This is a genomic window from Micromonospora sp. NPDC049359, assembly GCF_044466585.1.
GTDB lineage: Bacteria > Actinomycetota > Actinomycetes > Mycobacteriales > Micromonosporaceae > Micromonospora.
Map to the genome: position 1 here is coordinate 196,186 of NZ_JBITMW010000001.1, position 17,505 is coordinate 213,690.

At 72.9% G+C, this 17,505-nt stretch carries 21 protein-coding genes; 5 read left to right on the forward strand and 16 right to left on the reverse strand.

Features of this window, described 5'->3' with window-relative positions; translation table 11 throughout:
• Window positions 1-57 precede the first annotated feature (57 nt).
• From glp to ACIBTX_RS00945, 3 genes are read right to left on the reverse strand one after another with little or no spacing between them, the layout of a single operon-like run.
• The gene (gene glp / locus ACIBTX_RS00935) at window positions 58-1,371 is read right to left on the reverse strand and encodes a gephyrin-like molybdotransferase Glp (protein WP_357124498.1); all 1,314 of its coding nucleotides are present in this window, start codon (window positions 1,369-1,371) and stop codon (window positions 58-60) included.
• Window positions 1,368-2,330 (reverse strand): UTP--glucose-1-phosphate uridylyltransferase, encoded by a 963-nt coding sequence (locus ACIBTX_RS00940; protein ID WP_357124495.1) that lies wholly within the window; start codon window positions 2,328-2,330, stop codon window positions 1,368-1,370. Before ACIBTX_RS00940 ends, glp begins: the two co-directional genes overlap by 4 nt.
• 9 nt (window positions 2,331-2,339) lie before the next feature.
• Window positions 2,340-4,694 (reverse strand): diguanylate cyclase, encoded by a 2,355-nt coding sequence (locus ACIBTX_RS00945; protein WP_396831802.1) that lies wholly within the window; start codon window positions 4,692-4,694, stop codon window positions 2,340-2,342.
• Between the two features lie 85 nt (window positions 4,695-4,779).
• On the opposite strand from ACIBTX_RS00945, the gene ACIBTX_RS00950 reads away from it, so the two are divergent.
• Together ACIBTX_RS00950 and ACIBTX_RS00955 are read left to right on the forward strand one after the other, a co-directional pair.
• Window positions 4,780-5,457, forward strand: a complete 678-nt coding sequence (locus ACIBTX_RS00950) for a 5-formyltetrahydrofolate cyclo-ligase (RefSeq protein WP_357171856.1) — start codon at window positions 4,780-4,782, stop codon at window positions 5,455-5,457.
• A 63-nt stretch (window positions 5,458-5,520) separates the two neighbouring features.
• Window positions 5,521-5,889: an FmdB family zinc ribbon protein gene (locus tag ACIBTX_RS00955; RefSeq protein WP_357171857.1), complete on the forward strand. Its 369-nt coding sequence runs from the start codon at window positions 5,521-5,523 to the stop codon at window positions 5,887-5,889.
• Window positions 5,890-5,962: 73 nt separating this feature from the next.
• On the opposite strand, the gene ACIBTX_RS00960 is transcribed toward ACIBTX_RS00955, so the two are convergent.
• Window positions 5,963-6,145: a hypothetical protein gene (locus tag ACIBTX_RS00960; protein ID WP_357124483.1), complete on the reverse strand. Its 183-nt coding sequence runs from the start codon at window positions 6,143-6,145 to the stop codon at window positions 5,963-5,965.
• A 51-nt stretch (window positions 6,146-6,196) separates the two neighbouring features.
• On the opposite strand from ACIBTX_RS00960, the gene ACIBTX_RS00965 reads away from it, so the two are divergent.
• Window positions 6,197-6,523, forward strand: coding sequence for a hypothetical protein (locus ACIBTX_RS00965; protein ID WP_357124480.1), 327 nt, complete (start codon window positions 6,197-6,199; stop codon window positions 6,521-6,523).
• Window positions 6,524-6,572: 49 nt separating this feature from the next.
• Here the strand turns inward: ACIBTX_RS00965 and ACIBTX_RS00970 are convergent, their stop codons facing one another.
• A complete protein-coding gene (locus ACIBTX_RS00970) occupies window positions 6,573-7,055 on the reverse strand; it encodes a DUF2231 domain-containing protein (RefSeq protein ID WP_357171858.1) in 483 nt (160 codons plus the stop codon).
• A 199-nt stretch (window positions 7,056-7,254) separates the two neighbouring features.
• Here ACIBTX_RS00970 and ACIBTX_RS00975 point away from each other — a divergent pair, with 199 nt between their 5' ends.
• Window positions 7,255-7,683, forward strand: coding sequence for a Fur family transcriptional regulator (locus tag ACIBTX_RS00975; protein ID WP_355048996.1), 429 nt, complete (start codon window positions 7,255-7,257; stop codon window positions 7,681-7,683).
• A 74-nt stretch (window positions 7,684-7,757) separates the two neighbouring features.
• Entirely contained in the window at window positions 7,758-8,615 is an 858-nt protein-coding gene (locus tag ACIBTX_RS00980; protein ID WP_357171859.1) for an oxygenase MpaB family protein, read from the forward strand.
• A 42-nt stretch (window positions 8,616-8,657) separates the two neighbouring features.
• Here ACIBTX_RS00980 and ACIBTX_RS00985 read toward each other — a convergent pair whose 3' ends face one another.
• From ACIBTX_RS00985 to ACIBTX_RS01035, 11 genes are all read right to left on the reverse strand, one after another.
• A complete protein-coding gene (locus ACIBTX_RS00985; RefSeq protein WP_396831804.1) occupies window positions 8,658-9,578 on the reverse strand; it encodes a RecB family exonuclease in 921 nt (306 codons plus the stop codon).
• Between the two features lie 44 nt (window positions 9,579-9,622).
• The gene (locus ACIBTX_RS00990; protein WP_355048999.1) at window positions 9,623-10,237 is read right to left on the reverse strand and encodes a MarC family protein; all 615 of its coding nucleotides are present in this window, start codon (window positions 10,235-10,237) and stop codon (window positions 9,623-9,625) included.
• A gap of 41 nt (window positions 10,238-10,278) precedes the next feature.
• Window positions 10,279-11,151, reverse strand: coding sequence for a PHP domain-containing protein (locus ACIBTX_RS00995; RefSeq protein ID WP_357124468.1), 873 nt, complete (start codon window positions 11,149-11,151; stop codon window positions 10,279-10,281).
• Between the two features lie 94 nt (window positions 11,152-11,245).
• Window positions 11,246-12,508 carry a hypothetical protein gene (locus tag ACIBTX_RS01000; protein ID WP_357124464.1) on the reverse strand — a complete coding sequence of 421 codons (1,263 nt, stop codon included), beginning with the start codon at window positions 12,506-12,508 and terminating at the stop codon, window positions 11,246-11,248.
• A complete protein-coding gene (locus ACIBTX_RS01005) occupies window positions 12,505-13,302 on the reverse strand; it encodes a SigE family RNA polymerase sigma factor (protein WP_363660067.1) in 798 nt (265 codons plus the stop codon). Before ACIBTX_RS01005 ends, ACIBTX_RS01000 begins: the two co-directional genes overlap by 4 nt.
• A 103-nt stretch (window positions 13,303-13,405) precedes the next feature.
• Window positions 13,406-14,281: a PH domain-containing protein gene (locus ACIBTX_RS01010; protein WP_363660066.1), complete on the reverse strand. Its 876-nt coding sequence runs from the start codon at window positions 14,279-14,281 to the stop codon at window positions 13,406-13,408.
• A gap of 6 nt (window positions 14,282-14,287) precedes the next feature.
• Window positions 14,288-14,446, reverse strand: a complete 159-nt coding sequence (locus tag ACIBTX_RS01015; RefSeq protein ID WP_007455302.1) for a hypothetical protein — start codon at window positions 14,444-14,446, stop codon at window positions 14,288-14,290.
• Between the two features lie 116 nt (window positions 14,447-14,562).
• Window positions 14,563-15,273 (reverse strand): DUF6758 family protein, encoded by a 711-nt coding sequence (locus tag ACIBTX_RS01020; protein WP_357124694.1) that lies wholly within the window; start codon window positions 15,271-15,273, stop codon window positions 14,563-14,565.
• A 62-nt stretch (window positions 15,274-15,335) separates the two neighbouring features.
• A complete protein-coding gene (locus ACIBTX_RS01025; protein ID WP_357124691.1) occupies window positions 15,336-15,959 on the reverse strand; it encodes an RNA methyltransferase in 624 nt (207 codons plus the stop codon).
• 39 nt (window positions 15,960-15,998) lie between these two features.
• Window positions 15,999-16,523 carry a hypothetical protein gene (locus ACIBTX_RS01030; RefSeq protein WP_357124455.1) on the reverse strand — a complete coding sequence of 175 codons (525 nt, stop codon included), beginning with the start codon at window positions 16,521-16,523 and terminating at the stop codon, window positions 15,999-16,001.
• A 75-nt stretch (window positions 16,524-16,598) separates the two neighbouring features.
• Complete coding sequence (locus ACIBTX_RS01035) at window positions 16,599-17,114, reverse strand: MaoC family dehydratase (RefSeq protein ID WP_355049005.1); 516 nt, start codon at window positions 17,112-17,114, stop codon at window positions 16,599-16,601.
• Window positions 17,115-17,505: the final 391 nt, after the last annotated feature.

Here is a 17,505-nt window from a genome sequence, read left to right on the forward strand (position 1 = left end):
TCCCGCGCGGGACCGGTTCGCGCGCAAGTGGACTCCCGACATCCCGTCCGGGGGATCTCACCGACGGCGGTCCAGCAGCAGCACGTCCACGGTGGAGCCGGCGGCGGCGCTGGTGACCCGCTCGCCGAGCACCAGGAGCCCGTTCGCCTCGGCCAGGCCGGAGAGGGTGAACGGCCCCCCACGCAGCGGTTGCACGGTGTAACCGCCGCCGCGTCGCTCGGCGACGTGTGCGGGCCGGAACTCGCGCAGCCCGCCGGGTGAGGACACGGTCTCCAGCAGGTGCGCCCGGACGCTGGGACGGAACACCGGCTCCGCGCCGGCGAGCAGTTGGATCGCCGGCCGCGCCAGCACCTCGAAGCCGATCAGCGCGGCGCCCGGGTCGCCGGGCAGGCAGACCACCGGCACCTCCTCGGCGCCGACCGTGCCGAACCCGAGAGCGGTGCCGGGATAGAGCGCCACGTCGGTGAAGGCCACCGGTCCGGCCCGGCCGCCCTCGCGACGGGACAGGATCCGCCGGACCATGTCACCGGGGCCGGTGCCGGTCCCGCCGGTGGTGATGATCAGATCGGCCCGCAGGGTCTGGTCCTCCAGCAGGCCACGCAGCCCTTCCGGGTCGTCGTCGCAGATGCCCACCCGGTACGCCAGCGCGCCCACCTCGGCCGCGGCGGCGGTCAGCGCGTGCGAGTTGGCGTCCACCACCTGACCGGGCTGGCTGCCCCGGCCCACGTCGACCAGCTCGTCCCCGGTGGCCACGATGACCACCCGTGGACTCGGCCGGACCACCACGTGGCCGATGCCGGTGGCCGCGAACACGGCGACGAGGGCCGGGGAGACGTACGTGCCGGCGCGGGCGAGCAGGGTGCCGGCGGGCAGCTCCTCACCGGCGCGGCGGACGCCGTACCCCCGCTTGGGGGTGCGGAAGATCTCGACGGCGGCCATGCCCTGGTCGGTCCACTCCACCGGGACCACCACGTCCGCGGCGACCGGCAGGGGCGCCCCGGCGGCCACCGAGAAGCACGCGCCCGGGGTGAGCCGCACCGGTCGCCAGCTCGCCGCGCCCAGGTCGCCGACCACGTTGAGCCGGATGCTCCGGCCGCCGGGCGTGCCGGAGGGGGCCGGGACGTAGCTCGGGCCCCGGCCCCCTCCGGAGATGTCCTCCCAGCGGGCCGCGTACCCGTCCACGGCCGCCTGGTCGAAGGCCGGGAAGGCGTGCGGCGCGACGACGTCCTCGGCGAGGACGTTGCCGTGCGCCTGGGTGAGGTCGAGGTCGAGTGGCGGCAGCGCGCGTAACCTGCGCAGCACGCTGCCCAGGTAGTCGGCGAGCGGCGTCAACTCGTTCGCGGCCGCCTCGGCGTCGGCCGTCGCGGTCATGTACCAGATCCGCCTGCCGCGTCGGCCTTGACGAACTCGGCCAGCCAGGAGCGGAACTCGCTGCCGAGGTCCTCGCGCTCGGCGGCGATCTGCACGACCGTCTGGAGGTAGCCCAGCGGCATGCCGGTGTCGTAGCGGGTGCCCCGGTAGACGATCGCGTGCACCGGGGTGCCCTCGGTGCGGAGCAGCTCCATGGCGTCGGTCAGCTGGATCTCGCCACCACTGCCCGGCTTGGTCCGCCGGATCGCGTCGAAGATCGTGCCGGGCAGCACGTACCGGCCCAGCACGGCCAGGTTGCTCGGCGCGTCCTCCGGCTGCGGCTTCTCCACCATGCCGGTCACCTTGACGACCTCGCCGATGTCGGTCAGGTCGCCCTCGGCGGGCTCGACCGAGGCGATGCCGTACCGCTTGGTGTCGGCCGGGTCGACCTCGAAGAAGGCGAGCACCACGCCACCGGTGCGGGCCTGCAACTCCAGCATGGCCGGCAGCAGCGGCTCGGACGGCTTCACGAACTCGTCCCCGAGCAGCACCGCGAAGGGCTGGTCGCCGACGTGGGCCTCGGCGTACCCGATCGCGTGCCCGAGGCCGAGCTGCTCCGGCTGCCGGACGGTGTAGATCTCGGCCAGCTCACCGGGCCGACGCACGGCCGCCAGCCGCTCGGCGTCGCCCTTCTCCTCCAGCCTGGTCTCCAGGTCGGGGCGACGGTCGAAGTGGTCCACCATCGACGTCTTACCCCGACCGGTGATCAGCAACACGTCACCGATGCCGGCCTGGGCGGCCTCCTCGACGATGTACTGCAGCACCGGCCGGTCGACGACCGGCAGCAGCTCCTTGGGAACCGCCTTGGTGGCCGGCAGGAAGCGGGTGGCGAGTCCGGCGGCCGGGATGACGGCCTTGACCGCCAGGGGACGGCCGGTCGCGGCGACCGTCGCTGAGGGGTTCGCTGAGTGCTCCGACATGCCGCGAGACTATCGGCCACGGCTCTGCCGCGGCGGGTGTGGCCCAGAAGACGCGCCGCCGCCCGGCCCCGGCCGCGCCGCGTCCGGACCGGCTCGCGCGGCGTCCACCGGGCCGTCCGCCGGTTCCGGCCGCGCGTGCGCGGGCCCCGGACGGTTCGCTTCGGGTACGCCCGCAGCCGACTCCGACCGGGCGTGGCCGCCCGGCTCCCGCGGGACCTGCGCGGGCCGGCCGGCTCTCGGCAGCCCGTCGGGTGGGCTGACCGCGCCGGCCGGCACCGGGATCTCCCGCATCGGCACGTCCGGGCGGACCTCCGCGACGCGGTAGGTGTCCCGACCGGCGGCCTTGGCCACGTAGAGGGCGTCGTCGGCGGCCTCCAGCACCTCCCGCCCGGTGCTGCCGTGGTCCGGGTAGACGGCGATGCCGACCGACACGGTCACCACGATCGGCCCCGCGTACGCCTCGACGGCGATCGGCGTCTCGCGTACCGCCGCGCCCAGCCGTTCCGCGACGATCGCCGCGCCCCGGGCGTCGGTCTCCGGCAGGAGCAGCACAAACTCCTCCCCGCCCTGCCGGAACGCCAGGTCCACCTCGCGGATCTCGCCGCGTACCCGCCGGGCGAACTCCGCCAGCACGGTGTCCCCTGCCGCGTGCCCGTACGTGTCGTTGACGTCCTTGAAGCGGTCCAGGTCGAGGGCGAGGACGCTGAGCATCCGGCCGAACCGGCTGGCCCGCTCGACCTCCCGGCGGATCGACTCGCGCAGGTAGCGGTAGTTCCACAGCCCGGTGAGCGGGTCGGTGAGGGAGAGCCGCTGGGCCTCCTCGTGCACCCGCACGTTCTCCACCGCGACGGCCGCGTGCCCGGCGAAGGTCCGCAGGGTGACCAGGTCGTCGTCGTCGAACTCGGCCGCGCCCACCCGGTCGTAGAGCGCCAGCACGCCGAGGGCCACCGCCGGAGAGACCGCATCGTCGGCGGTCCGCTCGCCGCCCAGGATGGTCCGCTCGCCGCCCGGGATGGTCGTCGTGCCGCTGCCGAGCCCGGTCGTGCCCGGTGCGGCGAAGGGGACCGCCACGTAGGTGCGGCAGCGCGGCTCGCCGGTCGGCGGCTCGGTCGGTTCCACGCGTCCCCGCTGCGGCTCGCCGGTCGCGGCCACCGCGCCGACCACGCCGACGCCGACCGGCACCCGCAGGGTCTGCGGGCCGTCCGGGTCGGGGGCCGGCCAGCGCCCGTCCAGACCCTCACTGCACTGTGCCACCAGCACCCCACCGGTCTCCACCAGCAGCACCGCGCCGGCCCGCGCGCCGGTGGCCGCGATGGCGCTGTGCAGGATCACCCGCAGGATGCGTTGCAGATCGTGGGTGCTGGCCAGGGTGTCGCCGAGCACCGCGAGGTGCCCGCGGAGCTGGTCACGGCTGCTGGTGAGCGCCGCGACGTACGAACCGGTCTCGCGGGTCATCCGGTTGAACGCCTCGGCGAGCCGACCCAGCTCGTCCCGGCCGCGCACCGGCACCCGGGCGGTCAGGTCGCCGTGCGCCACCCGGTCGACCGCGCCGGCCAGCTCCACCAGGGGCCGGGTGGTCACCCGGGCCAGCCGCCACGCGGTCAGCACGGCGAGCAGCCCGGCCAGGGCGACCACGCCGGCCAGCGTGATGTGCAGACCCGGCGGCCTGGTGCTCGGCACCGACAGCACCAGCGGCAGCGGCTGGCCCACGGACGGTCCGACCCGGCGCACGTACCGACCCTTGGTGGTTTCGGTGACCCGCTCGCCGGTGCTGTGGCCGGCGGCGGCCAGCACCCCGTCGCGTACCTCGCGGGACTCGGTGGTGTGGGTGAACCGGGCGGCGCTCGCGCCGCCGTCGAGCAGCGTGACCGCGACTCCGCTCACCGCCGCCAGCCGGGCCACGAAGGCCGGGTCGACGAGCTGCGCGGCGGCCACACTGCCCAGCAGGGCGCCGGCCGCGTCCCGCCGGTCGACGTGGGCCGCCAGCGCGCGGACCGGGCCGGACGTCGCGGCGACCGGCTCGGAACAGTCCCGCCAGGGTGTCGACGGCGCGCCCGGCGAGACGTACGTGGCCCGCCCGCTGACGTCGCTGACCAGCACCGCCGCGGCCAACCCCCGGCCGACGAGCTGGCCGGCGACGATGGCCGGATCACCGGTGAGGGCGACCGCGTCGGCGGCGGCACGTAGCTGCTGGCAGAGCGCGTCGACCGAGGTACGCACCGCGGACGCCGCCACGGCGAGGCGTTCGGTGGACCGGGTGCGGTCGACGGCCGTGACGGTGGAGGCGACGAAGAACGCACCGAGCAGGACCGGGCCGAGCACCACCACGAGGAAGGCTGCCGTCAACCGCCCGCGTAGCGTCACTCGGTCCCCCCGGAAGTTCCGCCTCCGTTGCTTGCGATGCTGACACAGAGCAACCGTGGGAGTGGCGTTGCGTCAGGAGTGTTGCGTGTCAGATTTTTCTGATGAAGCGGAAGTGACCCGTGTGACGAAGCGGGACACCCGGATACGGCTGCTCGCCCACCGTCGGACCCTGGACGACGCGGCGCGGGCCGCAGCCGCCCGGCGCGTCCAGGCCGAGCTGGTCGCCCTGGTACGCCGGCTGCGACCGCGCCGGATGACGGCGTACGTGCCGGTCGGCTCCGAGCCGGGCGGGGCCGACCTCGCGGAGGTGTTGCGCGGGGCGTTGCCGGCCGAGGGTGAGTTGCTGCTTCCGGTGCTTCGCGCGGATCTCGACCTGGACTGGGCGCCGTACACCGGTCCGCACGCGCTGGCCGCCGCCGGCCGGGGCCTCCGGGAGCCGGTCGGCCCCCGCCTCGGCGTGGCCGCCGTCTCCGGCGCGGAACTGGTGGTCGTGCCGGCGCTCGCCGTCGACCACCACGGCCGGCGGCTGGGCCGCGGCGGCGGCTCCTACGACCGGGCGCTGGCACGGGTGCCCACGGCGAGCCTGACCGTGGTGCCGTTGCACGACGGTGAGCTGGTCGAGGCGCTGCCCACCGAGCCGCACGACCGTCCGGTCCGCGCGGTGGTCACCCCCTCCGGCGGAATGCGTACGCTTGATGACGGCCCGGGTACGGCGCAGGGTGTCGCGCCCCACACGTCCGCTGGACGAACCCGGCCCGAATGACGCACCATTGGCACTCGAATACGTCGAGTGCCAACTGGCCGAGTCCAGATACCGGAGGAGAACGTGCCTACGTACCAGTACGCCTGCACCGCGTGCGGTCACCAGCTCGAGGCGGTGCAGTCCTTCTCTGACGAGCCGCTGACCGAGTGCCCGGCGTGTCAGGGGCGGCTGCGCAAGGTCTTCAACTCCGTCGGCGTCGTCTTCAAGGGCTCAGGCTTCTACCGCACCGACTCCCGCGCGTCCGGCTCGGAGACGTCGGCCGGCGGCGCGGCCAAGCCGGCCAAGTCCGAGTCGTCCTCGTCCTCGTCCTCGGGTGGAGACTCCGGCTCGTCGTCCTCGACGTCCTCGACGTCCGGGTCGTCCTCGTCCGGGTCGTCCTCGTCGTCCGGCGGGTCGGGCGGCGGCAAGGCGGCGGCCAGTTCGGCGTCCTGATTCCGCTCGGCCTAAGACCGCCACGTCGGCGCTGCGCCGCTGAGCCCTGGACGGGGTCAACCCTGCCCGGGGCTCAGTCCCAGTGCGGAGGGCGTTGGGCGAGGAGCCAGTCGTCGTTTCCTGCGCTGCGCTCGCCCCAGCCGTGGTCGGTGTCGTCCGAGGTCTGCTCGGGCAGCACCACGAAGTCGTCGCTCAGGTCGACGGTGCGGTCGTCATCGCCGCGCGCGACCGCGGCGCCGGGATCCTCGGTGCTCACGAGCGGCAAGACTAGCGCAGGCCGCCCGCTCCGTTGGTAGCCTCGGACGGCGTGACGACCCCCAGCGGTGGCAGCACCCCCGACGACTACTGGCGTCGACCCGGGACCGACGACCGTCCCACGGCGGACCAACCGCCGCCCGCCACACCACCCACCGACGGGTACGCGGGGCCACCACCGAGCGTGCCGCCTCCGGCGGGCTGGCGTCCTCCCGTACACCTGGAGCCGGCGCCGCCACGACGCCTGCCACCGCAGAACACGGCCGCCCTGGACGCGGCGGAGCAGCGGTCGCAGCGGGTCACCTACGGTTTCGGTGCCGCCGCCGCCGTGGTGGTGGTGGCCCTCGTCTGCCTGCTCTGCTCGCGGATCCTCTTCTGACCACCGCGCCACTGGGCGGCGGCCGGCAGCGACCGTCGGTCCGCGCTGGTCAGAGGGTGGTGCCCCAGACGGCCTCGGCACCGGAGTGACCGGTCAGAGCGACGTAGACCAGGGCAGCGAGCGACAGCGCGACGGCGGCCACCGCGAGCACCGGCGTCACCAGGGCCGGCAGCCGTGGCACCCGGGGGTGTCCGCTGGTCGCCACGAGCAGCGCGATGGCCACGATCCCCAGCGGCACCACGATCCGGAAGAGGATGTCGCCGTAGCGCGAGTGCTCGAAGATCTGGTCGAGGATCTGCCCCTGGTAACCACGGGCGACCAGGGCGTCGGTGAGCGCCTCACCCGACTCGACGGCCACGAAGGCGGTCACCGGCGTCACCACGGCGAGGATGCCCAGCGCCCAGTCCAGTCGGTGCCGCCAGCGCGGCAGCCCCACGTACGCGATGGCCAGCACCGCCAGCAGGGGGACGAAGACCACCATCGCGTGCACGACGAAGACGTGTGTCGGTAGACCCAGAATCTTCTCGAACATCGACACCTCCAGGCGGATCGCGGTCCCGGGGTCGTCAGCGTACGTACGAACCGCTGGTCGTCCCCGGGCTCTCCCCCGAAAGACACGCGCACGGCGCTGACGAGGTTCAGTGTCCGGATCGATCTTTACGAGCTGTGTTCGTGACCACCGCCCTCGGCCGACTGTTGTCGTCGCTGGTCGCGCGTGCTGTCATTGGCGCGTGTCCAGAGGTGAGGAACTGCTGCGATCGCGGGGGCTGCGCGTCACCCGACCGCGCCTGGCGGTGCTGGATGTCCTCGCCGACGGTGGCCACCTGGAGGTCGACGAGATCACCCGGCGGGTCCGGGAACGCCTCGACTCCGTCTCCACCCAGGCGGTCTACGACGTGCTGGGGGCGCTGAGCAGGGCCGGGTTGTCCCGCCGGATCGAGCCGGCCGGCAGCCCCGCCCGGTACGAGGCACGCGTCGGCGACAACCACCACCACGTGGTCTGCCGGGGCTGCGGCGAGATCGCCGACATCGACTGCGCGGTCGGCAGCGCGCCCTGCCTGGATCCGGGCGTCGCGCACGGCTTCGAGGTGGACGAGGCGGAGGTGACCTTCTGGGGTCTCTGCCCGAGCTGTCAGTCGCGGCGCGCCGCCGACGGCTGACCCCTCCCCGTCGCCGGGACCCCGGCCGGCCGGGCTGGCCGGCACCGACGCGCCGGCCGTGGCACGCTTGGTCGGTGGACTCCGATGACCTCGGCCTCTTCGGTCCGGGTTCGGTCACGTGGAAGGTGCACGAGGAGCCGATCCTGATCGTCGCCGGCCTGCGCTCGCTCTACCTCCAGGCGTTGCACCCGCGCGCCATGGCCGGCGTCGCGCAGAACAGCGACTACCGCACGGACGCGTGGGGACGGCTGGTCCGCACGGCCACCTACGTGGAGACCACCGTCTACGGCACGACCCTGGACGCGGAGCAGGCCGGCGCGCGGCTGCGTCGACTGCACGCCCGGCTGCGGGCCACCGACCCCGCCACCGGCGAGCAGTTCCGGATCGACGACCCGGCCCTGCTGCGCTGGGTGCACGTCACCGAGGTCGAGTCGTTCCTCAGCACCGCCCGCCGGGCCGGTCTGCCGCTCACCGATGACGAGGTGGACGGCTACTACACCGAGCAACGTCGGTCAGCCGCCCTCGTCGGGCTGGACCCGGCCACGGTGCCGGGCACCGCCGCCGAGGTCCAGGATTACTACCGTGCCGTTCGGCCGGAGCTGCGGATGACCCGGGAAGCCGCCGAGACGGCGCTGTTCCTCACCGCCCCACCGCTGCCGTGGAAGCTCGGCCTGCCGGCCCGGCTGGGCCTCAACCTCGGTCCGCCACGGTGGGCGTACCTCGGGATCGCCGGAACCGCGCTCGCGCTGCTCCCCCCGTGGGCCCGGCGGATGTACGGCGGGTTGGGGCTGCCCACCACCGAGTTGTCGGCGGATCTCAGCGTTCGCGCGCTGCGACTGGCGCTCGGCGCGGTGCCGCGTCGCTACCTGGAGGGGCCGTTGGTTCAGGCCGCCAAGCAACGGGCGGCGGACCGAGCGGCGCTGGCCGGCTGACCGACCCCACGTGCGCCGCGTCGAGCTGGCCGACGGACGCGATCAGCCCTCGACGGTTCGTTCCACGGCCGCCCACGGCTCCTTGCCCGGGGTCTGCGCCCCGGTGGGACAGTGCCGCCGGTAGTCGCACCAGCCGCAGCGCGGCCCGGGCGCGACCGGGAACGCCTCGTCGGCGTCACCGCCGTCGGCGACGACCCGCTCGGCGGCCATGATGTCGCGGGCCGTGTCCTCCGCGCGGGTCAACTGGCGGGCCAGCGACTCGACCGTGTGGTCGTGACCGGCGACCGTGCCGGTCGGCAGGTGGTGCAGCTCGACCCGGCGGCACGGCCGGCGGAACACCCGCTCGGCCGCGTACGCGTAGAGGGCCAACGCCTGCGAGCCCCGGGCGTCGTCGGCGTCCAGCCCGGTGCGGCCCGTCTTGTAGTCGACGATGACCAGCTCCGGACCCTCCGGGCCCGGCCGGGAGTCGATGCGGTCGGTGCGGCCGTTGAAGGCCAGGACGGCGGTCTTGACCGCCACCACCCGCTCGACACCGAGCGGGTCGGAGTCCGGCTCCAACGTCTCGACGTACGCCTCCAGCCAGCTCAGCGCCCGCCGGTAGGCGGCCCGCTCCTGCTCGTCGTCGCGGTAGCCCTCACGGACCCAGGTGCCCTTGAGCAGGGTGGCCAACGCTTCGGGGCGGCGTCGGTCGGCGGGCAACGCGTACCAGTTCTTCAGGGCGGTGTGCACGCTGGCGCCGAGTGAGTTGTGGGCCCAGGGCGGACCCTTCTGCGGTGCGGGACGGTCGACGTAGGAGTAGCGGTAGCGGCGGGGGCAGTCGGCGTACGTACCGAGTTTGCTCGGGGTGCAGACGAACAGCCGCTCCGGCATCCCCTCGAAGCCGAGCTGCTCGGCGCCGCCGGGACGCTGCTGAGGGGTCCGACCGCCAGCGGCGGATCGTCCGGATGAAGAGGCTCGTCGCACGCCTGCGATCCTGCCATCCACCCCCGACATCCGGACTGTCCCGGTCAGGTCATGTTCACGTAGTGCGTGACGAAGGCGGCCACCGCGTCGGCGATGAGCTGGACGGCGATCGCGGCAAGGAGCAGGCCGGCGATCCGGGTCAGCACCTCGATGCCGCCGGGGCGCAGGATCTTGACGATGCCGCCGGAGAAGCGCAGCACGATCCACACGGCGACCATGACGGCGAGGATCGCCGCGGCGATCGCGGTGTAGTCGCCGAACCCGTCGGCCTGCTGGACGAAGAGCATGGTCGCCACGATGGCGCCCGGTCCGGCCAGCAGCGGGGTACCCAGTGGCACCAGCGCGATGTTCGAGGTGACCTGCTGGCTGGGGTCGTCGGCCTTGCCGGTCAGCAGCTCCAGGGCGACCAGGACGAGCAGCAGCCCACCGGCGGCCTGCAAGGCGGGCAGGTCCACGTGCAGGTAGTCGAGCAACGTCTGCCCGGCCACCGCGAAGATCACGATCACACCGAGAGCGAGCGCGACGGCCTGCCACGCCGCCCGGTTACGGTCGCGCGCGGGCAGCGGCCCGGTCAGCGCCAGGAAGATCGGCATCATGCCCGGGGGGTCGGTGATCACCAGCAGGGTCACGAAAACCTCGCCGAACAGCTTCAGATCCACGTGAGCAACCTAGCCGCGTCACGGTGGGCGAAATACGCGGATCAGACCGAAGCGACCTCGGTCACCCCGGCGGCGACGATCCGCTCGTACGCCTCGACACCGGTGGTGAACGCGCCGAGCCGGACGGTCTTGTGGGTGCCGTGGAAGTCGGAGGAGCCGGTCACCAGGAGGTCCAGCTCGGCGGCGAGCGCCCGGACGTGCGCCCGTTCGGCCGGGCTGTGGTCCTCGTGGTCGGCTTCCAGCCCGGCCAGCCCGGCGGCGGCCAGCTCGGCGATCAGCTCGTCGGGCACCACCCGGCCACGTCGGGTGGCCCGGGGATGGGCGAACACCGGTACGCCCCCGGCGGCCCGGACCAGCCGGACCGCCCGGAAGACGTCGATGTCCTCCTTCGGCAGCCGGTACCGCTCACCGAGCCAGTCCGGGCCGAACGCCGCGCGGGTGTCGGCGACCAGGCCGGCGCGGATCAGCGCCTGCGCGATGTGCGGGCGACCGACTGTCCCGCCGGCCGCGCCGGCGAGGATCTCCGGCCAACTCACGTCGATGCCGTCGGCGCGCAGCAGCGCCACGATCCGCTCACCGCGCTCCTCACGGGCGGCCCGCACCCGGGCCAGCTCGGCGACCAGCTCCGGGTGTTCCGGGTCGAACAGGTAGGCCAGCAGGTGCAGTGGGATCGCCGGATCCGCGCCCTCCCAGCGGCAGGACAGTTCGGCGCCCCGGATCAGGAGCAGGCCGGGCGGCAACGCCCGTACGGCCGGCGCCCAGCCCGCGGTGGTGTCGTGGTCGGTGATGGCCAGCACGTCCAGACCGGCGTCCGCGCCGGCACGGACGAGTTCGGCCGGCGTCAGCGTGCCGTCGCTGGCGGTCGAGTGGGCGTGCAGGTCGATCCGGGGCGCGGAGCCGGTACGCGAGGTCACTCCCCGACGCTACCGAGCGGACCCGAAGCAGACTCGCGTAGGTGGGGCGGAGATCCCCGCCGCCCGGCCCGATAACCCGGCGGATCCGGCAGGGTCAGGAGCCGCTGACCAGGATCGGTCGGTCGCCGGGCTCGAGGCCGGCCACGGGCATCGACTCGGCCTGTTCGCCGGCACGGACCCGCTTGACGTTGACCCGGACCAGCCAGCCGGAGCTGTCGACGTAGGCGACGTCCGAGTCGCTCGTCCAGGCGACCGCGCCGCTCACCGCCGGGCCGACGGGTACGGCGTCCAACGTCGTACCGAGCCGCTCCAGGTCGACCAGCAGGGAGCGGTCGGTCGACCCGACCTTCCCGTTCACCAGGAGCCATCGTCCGTCGTCGGACAGCCCGCCGACGCCGTCCGGGCTCAACCGGCTGCCGCAGGCGGTACGTGCCGCTTTCGTGGCCCGCTTCGGATCGACAAGTGTCAGGCAGGTTTCGTCCGCCGAGTTCGCCGGCACCTGGCTGACCAACCGCCCGTCCGGCAGCGAACCGTAGACGTTCAGGGTGTCCTGCTCGGGCACCTCGGTCAGCTTGTCCGCGCCGGGCCGCCACAGGACGTGACCCGGCCGGGTCGGATCAAGTCGGACCACCAGGCTGCTGCCGACGAACCGGACGGGTTGCGCGCTGTCCGGGACCGCGATACGCACCGTGCCGATGAGCTGGGTGCCGACGACTCCCGCCACGAGCAGGTCCCCGCCGTCCCGCCAGGCGACCTGCGTGGCGTCGGGCGCGAGAACGATCTGCCCCGCGCCGGCCAGCAGCACCTGCACCAGGCCGTCGTCCTGGGCGACCCAGAGGGAGCGCCCGGCGGCGGTGGGCGCTCCGACCACCAGCAGACCCGTGCCGTTGGGCAGCCGGTGCGCGAGTTCGGCGGGGCCGACACCGGGCAGCGCCAGGCGCTTGCCGTCGGCGTCGATCAAGGCGCTGGCGAAGAGTACGTCGGCGGGCGCCTTCGACGAGGGCGGAGGCGGGGCGACGCTGGCCGTGGCGAGCGGTTGGGCCGACAGGTCCGGGTCGCCGATGACGACGATGGGCGGCCCCTGCTGGTCGGAGCCGCCGGAGAGGTGTGTCATGCCGGCGCCGATCAGCACGGTGGTGACCACCCCGAGCGCGATACCGACTCCGGCACGCCGCCGTCGGATCCGGTTGGCGCGCCGGATGGCCTGACCGGCCGGGTCGGCGGTCAGTGGACGGGTAACGGCGACCTGGCGCGAGAGAGCCTCCCGCACCGCACCTTCGAGCTGGTCACGTCGCACCTGATTAGGACGCCGCAGGCCACCCGTGAGGTTGTCGGGGAGCCGCGGAAAGACGTTCACTGCTGCTCTCCGGGGCCGGTGCCGACAGGCACGGCCACCGAAGCGGTGGGCAGGTCGACCGCCGGGGCGATCGGATGGGGCGCGGACGGGCGCGGCGCGACCGGCCCGGGCTCGGCCCGACCGACGCTGGGACGCGGCGTCATCGCGGAGCGGGCTCCGGCCAGCCCTCCGACCGAACCGGACGGGACCGCCTCGACAGTCCCGCCGGGTCGGGCAACCTCTCGGGAGCGGGCGGCAGCCGCGTCGCGGCCGCGCCGCGGGGCGGTGCCGGTCCCGGTCGGCGCGGCGGCCAGATCCGGAGTGTCGCCGCCCATGCGGCGGCGCAACGTGGCCAACGCCCTGGATGCCTGACTTTTCACCGTTCCAGGCGAGATGTCCAACAGCGCCGCCGTCTGCGCTTCCGACAGGTCCTCGTAGTAGCGCAGGACGAGCACCGCCCGCTGCCGGCTGGGCAGCTCCTTGAGGTGCCGCCAGAGCAGGTCACGGTCGAGCTGCCGCTCGATCTCGTCGAGGCCCGGGCGCTCGGGCAGCACCTCGGTGGGGCGCTCACCGTGCCAGCGCCGCCGCCACCAGCTCGTCGACGTGTTGACCATCACACGCCGGGCGTACGGCTCGACCGCCTCGATCCCGCCGAGCCGCTTCCACGCGAGGTACGTCTTCGTGAGCGCCGTCTGGAGCAGGTCCTCGGCCGTCGCCCAGTCGCCGGAGAGCAGATAGGCGGTACGGAGCAGGGCGGCGGAGCGAGCCGCGACGAACTCGCGAAACTCCTCCTCCAGGGGATCCCTGCTCGCCACCACACACCTCCGCACCCAAACCGTCCTGGAAGAGTGCCACGTCAGCGGCGTTTCGGTCCATGACGAAAGGTGCGCACTTGCTCCGATGTTCGGACGAAAACTTTCACGCGCCGTCGTCGGCCTTGGCCTCGTCGGCCTCCTTGCCCAACCGCGCCTCGACCGCCTGCGGCTCGTACATCTCTTCGACGACCCGTAGGTAGAGCTCGTTCGGGTTGGGCAGATTCTTGACCTCCCGCAGCGCCTGCTCCTGGCCCGCGGACTCCAGGACGAAGGTGCCGTAGTTGAGCGCCCGGCCGGTCGGGGTCTGCTCGTACTTCATGTCGGTGACCCGGACCAGCGGCATCATGGCGACCTTGCGGGTGACGATGCCGTTGACCACCATGACCCGCTTGTTGGTCAGGATGAACCGGTCATACCACCAGTCGGCGACCTTCCACGCCACCCAGCCCATGACGGCGAACCAGAGCAGCACCGCGATGGTCGTCAACACGCCCACGTTCCGCCCCGCGAGGAAGCCGGAGAGGTAACCGAGCACGAAGGTCGCCGCGACGCCGATCAGGAGCGGGTTGGTGAGGTGGATCCAGTGCCGCTTCCACTCGCCCCGGTAACGCTCGGTGGGGAAGAGGTAACGGGCGACCAGCGAGCTGGGCTCGTCCTCCAGCGGGAGGACCCGACGGGGTGTCGACCCCATGGCGTCGGCGCGCAGCCCCGCCAGCTCCTCCTCGGAGATCTGCGGCGGCTGGCTGGCGGCGTCGGGATCGCGGATCCAGGCCCGACCGGACCGCCCTTCGCCGGCATAGCCGGGCCCCTCGCCGTAGCCGACGTCGTCCGAGAGGGAAGGCCCGTCGGACAGGCCGGGGCCGGCACCGTAGCCCGGGCCGTCATCGGGCCCGATCCGCGGAATCGGCTCGGTGTCGCGCTCGCGACGGTCCCGGTCGGGGTCGTCCGGGTCGAAGGGTGGACCGGAGGGGCTGCCCATCGGCGGCTAGGCGACGAGACTGGTGAAGAAGTCGCCGAACCCCTGGGCGATGTCCATGATCCCGCCGCCCAGCGACTTGAACACATCAGCCGCAGAGTTTGGCCGATAGGCGACGAAGAAGATCAAGAATGCGATTCCGGCCCAGGTGAGGACCTTCTTGACCATGGCGGGCCATCCTCTCGCGCGGCGCCGGGTCCCATTACCGCAGCGGCACCCAGAGTATCAGTGTGGTGTCGTACAGTGAATATCTGCGTCCGTTCTCCGTCAACCCGGAAGAGATGTCAAGCTCTCCCGGACAGGTACGGGGACGGTGCGCCGTACACGAGTTCGGGCGGAGTCCACTCGGTCAGGTCGTGTAACACGACATCCTCCGCGAGCAGATGACCCGCACTCGCCGGCCAGGCTATCGCATGTAGCCACATTCCCCGAGCCTCGCCGGCGTACGCGCTTCGATCCGTCGGAGAATTCACCAACCACAGTGGAGTCGGGTGCCCGCCGACCCTGATCCTGGCCTGCCCGACGTGCTCGGGATGCCCCGGACCGGGGTCGGTCAGCGCGTCGGCGAGCTCCGGTCCGGGATCGGGGCCGGCCAGGCCGGCGAGTCGGGTACCCAGGCCCACGCCCGGTTCCTCGGCCACGAAGACCAGATCCGCCGGGCCGTCGTCGAGCGGTGCGGGCCCCGCGCAGGCCACCGCGGTCGCCCGCACGCCGGTGCGGTCGTCCCCGGCGTACGCCACGCCGGTGAGGGTCCAGCCGGGCGGCAGCGGCCACGGGCACCACAATGGTGTCCCGGGTGGACCGGGAGCCGCGGTGATCCGTTCCACCACGCTCGCGACGATCTCCGCCCCGATGTGTTCGGGCACGTGCAGCGGCGGCACGGGTCCGCAGCGCAGGCACCTCGACTCGGTGTGCATCAGATCCGGCGCCCGTACCGGGCCCCCGCATCTCGGACAACTCACCGCGACACTCACATCCCCACCGTCACCCCACATCGCCGCCACGTCAAGCCGGAACGCCGAAAGCCGGAACGCCGAGCGCGCCGATGGGACGACGGTCAGTCCGGCGGTGGACCGGCGTGCGTCCGGATCCACGCGTGCATGGCAATGCCGCTGGCCACACCCGCGTTGATGGACCTCGTGGAGCCGTACTGGGCGATGGAGTGGAGCTGGGCGCAGGCGGCCCGCGCGGGCGCGGACAGGCCCGGGCCCTCCTGGCCGAAGAGCAGCACGCAGTCACGCGGCAGCACGGCGGTCTCGATCGGCCGGGAGCCGGGCAGGTTGTCGATGCCGAGCACGGGCAGCCGCCGTCCGGCCGCCCAGGCGACGAACTCCTCGATCGTCTCGTGGTGCCGGACGTGCTGGTATCGATCGGTCACCATCGCGCCGCGTCGGTTCCACCGACGCCGACCGACGATGTGCACCTCGGCCGCGTTGAACGCGTTGGCGTTGCGCACCACCGTGCCGATGTTGAAGTCGTGCTGCCAGTTCTCGATGGCGACGTGGAAGCCGTGCCGCCGTCGGTCCAGGTCGGCGACGATCGCCTCGTGCCGCCAGTAGCGGTAGCGGTCGACGACGTTGCGCCGGTCGCCCTCGGCCAGCAGTTGCGGGTCGTAGCGCGGATCCTCGGGCAGGTCCCCGGGCCAGGGGCCCACACCCACCTCAAGCTGGTCGTCGGTCACGGTCATCAGAGAGTACGGCCACCCCGGCGCCCCGCGATCTCAGCCCAGGCCGAGCGCGTCACCGAGCCGGTCCAGGAAGCGTCGGTCCGCCGGGCTGGCCGGATGCCCGTCGAGGCCGGGCGTCGCCCGGCAGACGCGGGCCGCGACCGACTGCACCCACTGGCGGTACGCCGCCGAGTCGGCCGGATCGGCACGCCGACGCAGCACCCGGGCCGCTGCCCGACACGCGGCCAGCAGGTCCACCAGATCGGTGAGCCGCTCGGCGGGAGCCGGCGCGCCATCGTGCCGGGCGTAGATCGCGGCGACCACGGCACGGACCAGGTCACTGTCGAACCCGCGGCCGGCGGCCACCGCGTCCAGGCCAGCCAAACCAGCCATCACCCCGCGCTCCGGGCGGCCGGCGCCGGGCGCGGCGGCGGCCACGAGGACCCGAGCGGGCAGGCTGGTGAGCAGATCCCACTCGGCGGCGGAGTAGACGGCGGTGGTCAAGGGTGCGGCACGGCGGCCGGCAGAGGGCGGCTCTCCGGCGACGGAGTGGCTCATCGGAACCTCCGGCGTCAGCATAAGCCCCGAAAACGGGACCAGGGCCGCCACCGGCGGAACCTGCTGTCCGATGGTGCCCTGCTCCGGCGGGCGCGTTCAGCGCGGCGTGGGGAAGCTGGGCCGCTCCGGGTCCACCCCGTCGGGCACCGCGCTGGCCGCGTACTCCTTCTTGGGGACCATGACCCGGCGGCGGAAGACGCAGACCATGGTGCCGTCCTGGTTGTAGCCGCGGGTCTCCACCGAGACCACGCCCCGGTCGGGCTTGGAGCCGGACTCCCGCTTGTCGAGCACCGTCGTCTCGCCGTAGATGGTGTCGCCGTGGAAGGTGGGCGCCACGTGCCGCAGCGACTCCACCTCCAGGTTGGCGATGGCCTTACCGCTGACGTCGGGCACCGACATGCCGAGCAGCAGGGAGTAGATGTAGTTGCCGACCACGACGTTGCGCCTGAACTGGCTGGACGTCTCGGCGTAGTGCGCGTCCAGGTGCAGCGGATGGTGGTTCATGGTGAGCAGGCAGAAGAGGTGGTCGTCGTACTCGGTGACGGTCTTGCCCGGCCAGTGCCGGTAGACCGCGCCGACCTCGAACTCCTCGTAGTAGCGGCCGAACTGCATGCTGGTCCCCTTCGACGGGCGGCGATGGAGTTCGGCACAGCATGCCTTACCGGTGGTTAAGGCGACGGTCCGGGCGGGACCTCGGCGGAAATGTCACACCGGTCACTCACCAGGGGGGAGACGCAATGAGCGGCGGGGCCCTCCCCGGCACCCGCCGCCCACGCTCTGATGTGAGGAATTCTGCCCTACGGTGCCGTAGCTTCAACAGAGATCGCGGTCACATTTATCTTTTTGTAACACTACTCTCCGTGATGAACGCGGGGTTGATCAGCGATCTCCGCAGGCCGGATACCTCCTTGTCAGGGCTCAAGTTACCGATTCGTAGCGCTCGACCGGGTGGATCTCCCTGGAAACGCTCCCATTACCGCAGGTCACGCAAGTGCGTCATGCA

What these genes read in the sequence shown, in the direction of transcription:
- ACIBTX_RS01020 (WP_357124694.1), bottom strand. Translation starts at nt 15,273, where the DNA reads ATGTGGGGTGACGGTGGGGATGTGAGTGTCGCGGTGAGTTGTCCGAGA.
- ACIBTX_RS01035 (WP_355049005.1), bottom strand. Translation starts at nt 17,114, where the DNA reads ATGCAGTTCGGCCGCTACTACGAGGAGTTCGAGGTCGGCGCGGTCTAC.
- glp (WP_357124498.1), bottom strand. Translation starts at nt 1,371, where the DNA reads ATGACCGCGACGGCCGACGCCGAGGCGGCCGCGAACGAGTTGACGCCG.
- ACIBTX_RS01015 (WP_007455302.1), bottom strand. Translation starts at nt 14,446, where the DNA reads ATGGTCAAGAAGGTCCTCACCTGGGCCGGAATCGCATTCTTGATCTTC.
- ACIBTX_RS00970 (WP_357171858.1), bottom strand. Translation starts at nt 7,055, where the DNA reads ATGTTCGAGAAGATTCTGGGTCTACCGACACACGTCTTCGTCGTGCAC.
- ACIBTX_RS00940 (WP_357124495.1), bottom strand. Translation starts at nt 2,330, where the DNA reads ATGTCGGAGCACTCAGCGAACCCCTCAGCGACGGTCGCCGCGACCGGC.
- ACIBTX_RS01030 (WP_357124455.1), bottom strand. Translation starts at nt 16,523, where the DNA reads ATGCTGACGCCGGAGGTTCCGATGAGCCACTCCGTCGCCGGAGAGCCG.
- ACIBTX_RS01010 (WP_363660066.1), bottom strand. Translation starts at nt 14,281, where the DNA reads ATGGGCAGCCCCTCCGGTCCACCCTTCGACCCGGACGACCCCGACCGG.